The 5,984-nt window shown below is 65.5% G+C and carries 7 protein-coding genes, 2 tRNA genes and 2 pseudogenes; 3 read left to right on the plus strand and 8 right to left on the minus strand.

The genetic code is table 11. The annotated features are described in order from the left end of the window. From QOI01_RS22525 to QOI01_RS22540, 4 genes and pseudogenes are all read right to left on the minus strand, one after another. Nucleotides 1–250, minus strand: a pseudogene (locus QOI01_RS22525) (hypothetical protein); the annotation flags it as partial. Continuing rightward, nucleotides 247–537, minus strand: coding sequence for a hypothetical protein (locus QOI01_RS22530; protein ID WP_526384882.1), 291 nt, complete (start codon nt 535–537; stop codon nt 247–249). The pseudogene QOI01_RS22525 and the gene QOI01_RS22530, both read right to left, overlap by 4 nt. Further along, a complete protein-coding gene (locus QOI01_RS22535) occupies nt 537–761 on the minus strand; it encodes a hypothetical protein (protein ID WP_526384884.1) in 225 nt (74 codons plus the stop codon). Before QOI01_RS22535 ends, QOI01_RS22530 begins: the two co-directional genes overlap by 1 nt. Before the next feature lie 241 nt (nt 762–1,002). Then, the gene (locus QOI01_RS22540) at nt 1,003–1,215 is read right to left on the minus strand and encodes a helix-turn-helix domain-containing protein (protein ID WP_526384886.1); all 213 of its coding nucleotides are present in this window, start codon (nt 1,213–1,215) and stop codon (nt 1,003–1,005) included. A 155-nt stretch (nt 1,216–1,370) separates the two neighbouring features. On the opposite strand from QOI01_RS22540, the gene QOI01_RS22545 reads away from it, so the two are divergent. The 3 genes and pseudogenes from QOI01_RS22545 (at nt 1,371) to QOI01_RS22555 (ending at nt 2,948) form a co-directional block, all read left to right on the plus strand. Continuing rightward, nucleotides 1,371–1,838 (plus strand): helix-turn-helix domain-containing protein, encoded by a 468-nt coding sequence (locus QOI01_RS22545; protein ID WP_526384888.1) that lies wholly within the window; start codon nt 1,371–1,373, stop codon nt 1,836–1,838. Between the two features lie 48 nt (nt 1,839–1,886). Then, nucleotides 1,887–1,955 (plus strand): annotated as a pseudogene (locus QOI01_RS22550) (Arm DNA-binding domain-containing protein); the annotation flags it as partial. A 135-nt stretch (nt 1,956–2,090) separates the two neighbouring features. Further along, nucleotides 2,091–2,948, plus strand: coding sequence for a site-specific integrase (locus tag QOI01_RS22555; RefSeq protein ID WP_526384890.1), 858 nt, complete (start codon nt 2,091–2,093; stop codon nt 2,946–2,948). Between the two features lie 42 nt (nt 2,949–2,990). On the opposite strand, the gene QOI01_RS22560 is transcribed toward QOI01_RS22555, so the two are convergent. The 4 genes from QOI01_RS22560 to QOI01_RS22575 form a co-directional block, all read right to left on the minus strand. Beyond that, nucleotides 2,991–3,063, minus strand: a tRNA-Ala gene (locus tag QOI01_RS22560). 141 nt (nt 3,064–3,204) lie between these two features. Next, nucleotides 3,205–3,278, minus strand: a tRNA-Ile gene (locus QOI01_RS22565). Nucleotides 3,279–3,354: 76 nt separating this feature from the next. Continuing rightward, complete coding sequence (locus QOI01_RS22570; RefSeq protein WP_526384892.1) at nt 3,355–4,269, minus strand: DUF3566 domain-containing protein; 915 nt, start codon at nt 4,267–4,269, stop codon at nt 3,355–3,357. 60 nt (nt 4,270–4,329) lie between these two features. Continuing rightward, on the minus strand, nt 4,330–5,984 hold a 1,655-nt coding region (locus QOI01_RS22575), incomplete at its 5' end, for a DNA gyrase C-terminal beta-propeller domain-containing protein (protein ID WP_526384894.1).

The raw sequence follows: 5,984 nt of genomic DNA on the forward strand, positions 1-5,984 counted from the left end.
AGAGGACGGTTCCGCCGTTGAGGGTCTCGCGTGCGGCCCAGGAGGATGCGACTGTGCTCTTACCCTTGCCTTCGCGGGCTGCCAGCAGGTTGATGGCGTACTGGAGGACGAGGCCCGGTTCCCACCAGACCAGCTTTTTGGCCTTCACCTGGGATCCGCGGGTGACGGTCAGGTGGCGGCTGGGGATGACGTCCCCCGAAGGGGGTCGCGTCCGAGACGCGACCCCCTCGGCGTGAAGATCCGTGGTCAAGCCGCCACCTCCCATAGCTCTGCCAAGCGGACTGCTAGGCGTTGGTCATTTCCACCTCGGCGCCACAAGATCCGCATGGCCTCGACGTTCGGCGCTGGCGTCAGTCCTTCGGAGAGCAAGTGAAGGGCGGCGTCCCGGTATCCGTCGATGTACCGCTCGGACATCTCTGGGTCGTCGTAGCAGCGGCAGGTCCACGGGTCCGTACATCGGCCGCAGGCCAGTAGGTGGCAACTCTTGTCCGCGTAGGCGCGCCGGCGGCGGAGCTGGGTGGGGTAGGAGTCAGCCATCACCGTCTCCCCTCGAGGATGGCGGCCCACTCGTAGCGGAGGTCGTTGGTCACCTTGGACAGCGCCCAGATATTGCGGTAGCTGTATGCGGCGATGTCGCAGATGCCGGCGTGATCCTCGGTGCCGTTGATGCGAACTTCGTAGCCCACTTCGCCGTCGACGACGCAGCGGATTAGCTCGCCGACGACATCGCCGCTGAACTCGCCAGAGACCGCCGTGGACATCGTGTCGAAGAAGAACTCATCGGGATTCTCCTTCGAATACTCGATCGCCTGCTCGACGGGCGGCGCAAAGTGTCGGAAGATGCCACGCGTTCCGAGCCAGCGACCTTGAACTTGAACGTCGTTGATCAGCTGTCGGTGGTGTGTGTAATCATGGTCATGTAAGGGCCTCTCTCCTGGTGGGTGGGTTCTGAAGGCCTCGGGGCGGCAACCCCGGGGCCTTCACTCTTTGGTGTGGTGTTCATCAGGCCGCGGTACCGCCGGACCGGTTGGCGACCAGGTACGCCAGGACGTCCTCGCGGAGGTACCGGACGCGTCCGCCGACCTTGGTCCAGGGCACGCCACGGCGGCGGTACCGGTCCTGCGCGAGCGAGTCCACGGTGGTCTGGAGGATCTCGGCAAGCTGGGACGGTGTCGCGAGTGGTGGCAGATCGCCTAGGGCTGTCGAGTCGGCCATTGTCATCTCCTGTCGATCAACTGCAATACTTTGACAGTTATTGAACTGAACCGCACGCGTGATGCGGTGTCAAGTCTTGTGACTCTATTGACAAGGTATGACAGTATGGGCACATGGTAGGTAAGGAACCGGAAACTGGCCCCACCGCTCGCACGGTGGCCGAGAACATCAAGCACCTGCGCGGGCTGGGCAACATGAACTACACGGAGCTGTCTGAGCAACTGCAGATCCTGGGCCGCAGTATCAACGCGGTTGGGGTCCGCCGCACCGAGTCGGGTGAGCGGCGCGTGACGCCAGATGACCTGCTGGCCTTCGCCGTCGCGCTCAATGTGTCACCAGCGAGCCTTCTCATGCCTGATCTCCCGAAGGTGGCCCAGGGGGACCTGGTTCAGATATCTGGGTGGCACGTTCCTATTCCGGCGCAACATGTTTGGCGTTGGCTGACGGGTACCAGGCCTCTTGTCGGCGACAAGCTGGGAACGTTTATCGACCGCGCTTTGCCGTCATGGGAGCGAGAGCAGCAGTACACAGCTGAGGAACAGCGGCGCATCCAACGGCACGACCAAGTGCTCGATGAACTGCAGGGCGGCGGGCGGCGGAGGAAGACTGATGGCGACGATTGAGAAGTTCGAACCGGCACGGGCGCAACGCGTTACTGCGTTCGGTATCGCACCCCGGACCGTCGCCAGACGAGGAAGCGCGGATTCTCTACCAAGCGGGACGCGCAGGCGTGGGCCAACCAGCTGGAGGTCGACAAGCGCCGCGGAGCGTACGTCGCGCCGGCCGCGGGTCGCGTCCAGCTGGGGGAGTACGCGCGGGAGTGGCTGGAGTCGAAGCACAAGCTGAAGCCGTCGACGCGGGCCCGGTATCAGGTGGTGCTGGACACGGCGATCACCCGGCACGCTGGTGTCCCCCTGGCGGACATCAGCCGCCAGTTCGTCCGCGAGTGGGTGGCGGACCTGAATACGACGATGGTCCCGGCGTCGGTTCAGAAGACGGTCGGGGTGCTGCGCCAGGTCCTCGCGATGGCGGTGGCGGAGAACCGGTTGGTGCTGAATCCGGTGGACGGCGTCGAGCTGCCCGCGGTGAGTGCTCTGGAGCAGAGATTCTTGACGTTGGAGCAGCTGCGCACCTTGGCCGACGCCGCAGGAGAGCATCGACCGTTGGTGTACGTGCTGGGGACGTGCGGGCTTCGGTTCGGTGAGGTGGCCGAACTGCGGTGGCGTGATGTCGACCTGAACGGCCTGCGGCTGCGGGTGGCGCGGTCGGTGACGCTCGTCGACGGAAAGTTCGTGGTTGGGTCGCCGAAGAGCGCCTATGGGCGGACGGTCAGCTTGCCTCAGTTCGTCGCCGACCTCCTGGTGCCTGGGGAGCCCACGTCGCTGGTGTTCCCTGACTCCGAGGGTGGCCACATGCCGGGGAGCAATGTGCGGAGGCGGTGGTGGTCGCAAGCCGTCGCGGCCGCGCAGCTATTTCCGCGAAAGGTGGACGGCGAGACCGTCTACGAGTTCAAGCTCCACGAACTCCGACACACTGCGGCATCATTGGCCATCCAGGCCGGCGCCAACATAAAGGCGCTTCAGAACATGCTCGGACATGAGTCCGCGGGGCTGACGCTGGACCGCTACGGACATCTATACGGGTCCGACGTCGAGGCCGTCGGGGTGGCCATCAACGCCCTTTTGACTCGTGATTGTGTCCAAAGTGTGGCCACGGAGGCCGTTCCCGCTTGATTGGTCGGCGGCGATAGCCTGCCTGACCTGCTGTTTTGATTGTGGAGCCTAGGGGATTCGAACCCCTGACATCTGCCTTGCAAAGGCAGCGCTCTACCAACTGAGCTAAGGCCCCTCTCGTGATCAGCTCCGCTGATCGGCGGCCACATGCCAAACCTCGACGCGACCGCGCGATCTCACGATCAGCACACCCGCTGCGAGAAGGGCGAGCACTACGAGAAACCTCACAGCGCACCTCTTTCAGTAAGGCAAACCGTGGGCCTGGGAGGACTCGAACCTCCGACCTCTTCGTTATCAGCGAAGCGCTCTAACCACCTGAGCTACAGGCCCGTAATCACATACGGCCGAGGGACGAATCTACCGTAACGACGCCCGTCGTCCCAAACCGCCGGGTTCGGTCCGACGATCAGTCCCTGTCGGCGAGCGTCACCTCGACGCCGCCGACGAGGTCGGTGGTGAGGTTGTAGATGAACGCGCCACACGTCGCCATGGCCGTGAGCAGGACGATGTTGACCAACCCGATGAGCGCGGCGCCGCCGAAGATGGTCCCGCTCGACACCAACTCGCCGCTGCCGCTGGCACTCGTGAGCAAATCGCCCACGTTGCTGTTCAGCTTGCTCCACACGCCCATGCCGCCCAGCACCAGATAGAGGAACGCGACGGCGATCATCCATACGAAGAACAGCGCCACGCTGAGCACGAGTGACACCTTCAGCACGCTCCACGGGTCCACGCGCCGGATCTGCATGCTCGCGCGCACCGGACCCTGTGAGCGGCCTGCCTGGGCGCGGGTGGCGGGTACCGAGGAGCGCGCTGGCGGCTCCAGGGCAGTCCGTTCACCGCCCGCCTTGCGGACGGGACGGGGCGCCGGCCCCGAAAGGTCGGGCAGCTCACTCGCGAAGACCTCGGGACGCCCGGAATCCACGCGTTCGGTGCGATTTGCCGGCGGTGCGGCGTCCGTTTCCCGTTGTGGAGCTAGTTCACGTGCGGGAACGGGTTCACGTGTCGGTGCCGCTTCCCGCTGCGGTCCCTGCACCGGCCCAGACGCCGGTCCACCGGAGATGAACCGGTTGAGCCGGGCGTCGGTGCCGGGGGAGTGCCCGGTTGACGTTTTCCCTACCCGCGGCCCGTCCGGGGGTGACGCCTCGCCGGTACGCGGTGCCCTGGGCCCGGGCCGTACCGTGCCCCGCTGCCACGGAGGCACGTCGCCAGACGGCGAGCCCCCGCCGGTGGGCCCACTGCTGTGGGTACCGTTCGAGCCGTTGGCGCTGCCAGTCCCATCGCTGGTGCGCGGTGGTCCAGGTTCATTCGGTGAACCCACCGGGGGCTCCTTAGCTCGGGCCGGCTGCCAGGCGGCAGTTGGCTTGCCAACATCGCGGCATTACGTCGCGTCGGTCTCTGCGTCGTCGTCGGCATCCTCGTCGGCGTTGCGGGCGACGGCAATCAGTGTGTCGCCCTCGCCGAGGTTCATCAAGCGCACGCCCTTGGTTTGCCGCCCGGCCTTGCGCACTTGGCGTGCCACGGTCCGGATGACGCCCCCACCTGAGGTGATGGCATAGAGCTCGGTGTCCTCGTCGACGATCAACGCTCCGACCAGAGTGCCACGCCTGCGGTCGTACTGGATCGTGAGGATGCCCTTGCCGCCGCGGCCCTGTGGCGTGTACTCCTCGATCGCCGTGCGCTTGGAGTAGCCACCCGAGGTCGCGACCAGCAGATACGTCCCTTCGCGGACGACGTTGAGCGACAGCAGTTGGTCATCCTCGTTGAAGCGCATGCCCTGCACACCAGAGGTTGCCCGGCCCATCGGGCGCAGTGCGTCGTCGGTGGCCGAGAAGCGGATCGACTGACCCTTTGCCGACACGAGCAGGAGATCCTCATCGGCCGAGCAGAGCACCACACCCACGAGTTCGTCGCCGTCGCGCAGGTTCACCGCGACGATGCCGCCCGAGCGGTTGGAGTCGAAGTCGGTCAGCTTGGACTTCTTCACCAGACCGTTCTTGGTGGCGAGCACGAGGTATGGCGCGTCCTCGTAGCTCTTGATCTGGATCACCTGGGCGATGCGCTCCTCGGGCTGGAAGGCCAGCAGGTTCGCAACGTGTTGCCCACGCGCGGTCCGCGACGCCTCCGGCAACTCGTAGGCCTTCGCCCGGTAGACCCGGCCCTGGGTGGTGAAGAACAGGATCCAGTCGTGCGTCGAGCTGACGAAGAAGTGCCGGACGATGTCGTCCTGCTTGAGGCCGGCACCCTGCACACCCTTGCCGCCCCGCTTCTGGCTGCGGTAGAGGTCCGACTTGGTCCGCTTTGCGTAACCGGTCTCGGTAATCGTGACGACGACCTCTTCGCGGGCGATGAGGTCCTCGTCGGCGACGTCGCCATCCGCGGGGATGATGCGGGTGCGCCTGTCGTCGCCGTACTTCTCGACGAGCTCCGCGAGCTCGTCGTGGACGATCGCGCGTTGACGTTCCGGTTTGGCCAAGATGTCCTCGAGATCGGCGATCTCCGCCTCGATCTTGGCCAGGTCGTCGACGATGCGCTGACGTTCCAGAGCGGCGAGACGCCGCAGCTGCATGTCCAGGATGGCCTGCGCCTGGATGTCGTCGATGTCGAGCAGCTCGATCAACCCGGCGCGGGCGATGTCGACGGTCTGCGACGCCCGGATCAACGCGATGACCTCATCGAGCGCGTCGAGCGCCTTGACCAGGCCACGCAAGATGTGGGCCCGCTCGTTGGCCTTGCGCAGCCGGTAGGTGGTCCGCCGGACGATGACGTCCAACTGGTGGACGACGTACAGGCGGATCAGCTGGTCGATCCGCAGGGTGCGGGGCACGCCGTCGACGATCGACAGCATATTCGCGCCGAAGCTCGTCTGCAGCTGGGTGTGCTTGTAGAGGTTGTTCAGCACCACCTTCGCCACGGCGTCGCGCTTGACCTCGACGACGATGCGCATGCCGACCCGGTCGCTGCCCTGGTCCTCGATGTTGGAGATGCCCGCGAGCTTGCCGTCGCGCACCTGGTCGGCGATCGAGGTGATGAAGT

Origin of the sequence: Mycobacterium sp., assembly GCF_032162605.1 — a bacterium.
Classification (GTDB): domain Bacteria; phylum Actinomycetota; class Actinomycetes; order Mycobacteriales; family Mycobacteriaceae; genus Mycobacterium.

Excerpts from the sequence above, each read along its gene's own strand:
- QOI01_RS22535 (WP_526384884.1), bottom strand. The coding sequence starts at position 761 with ATGTCCACGGCGGTCTCTGGCGAGTTCAGCGGCGATGTCGTCGGCGAG.
- QOI01_RS22530 (WP_526384882.1), bottom strand. The coding sequence starts at position 537 with ATGGCTGACTCCTACCCCACCCAGCTCCGCCGCCGGCGCGCCTACGCG.
- QOI01_RS22540 (WP_526384886.1), bottom strand. The coding sequence starts at position 1,215 with ATGGCCGACTCGACAGCCCTAGGCGATCTGCCACCACTCGCGACACCG.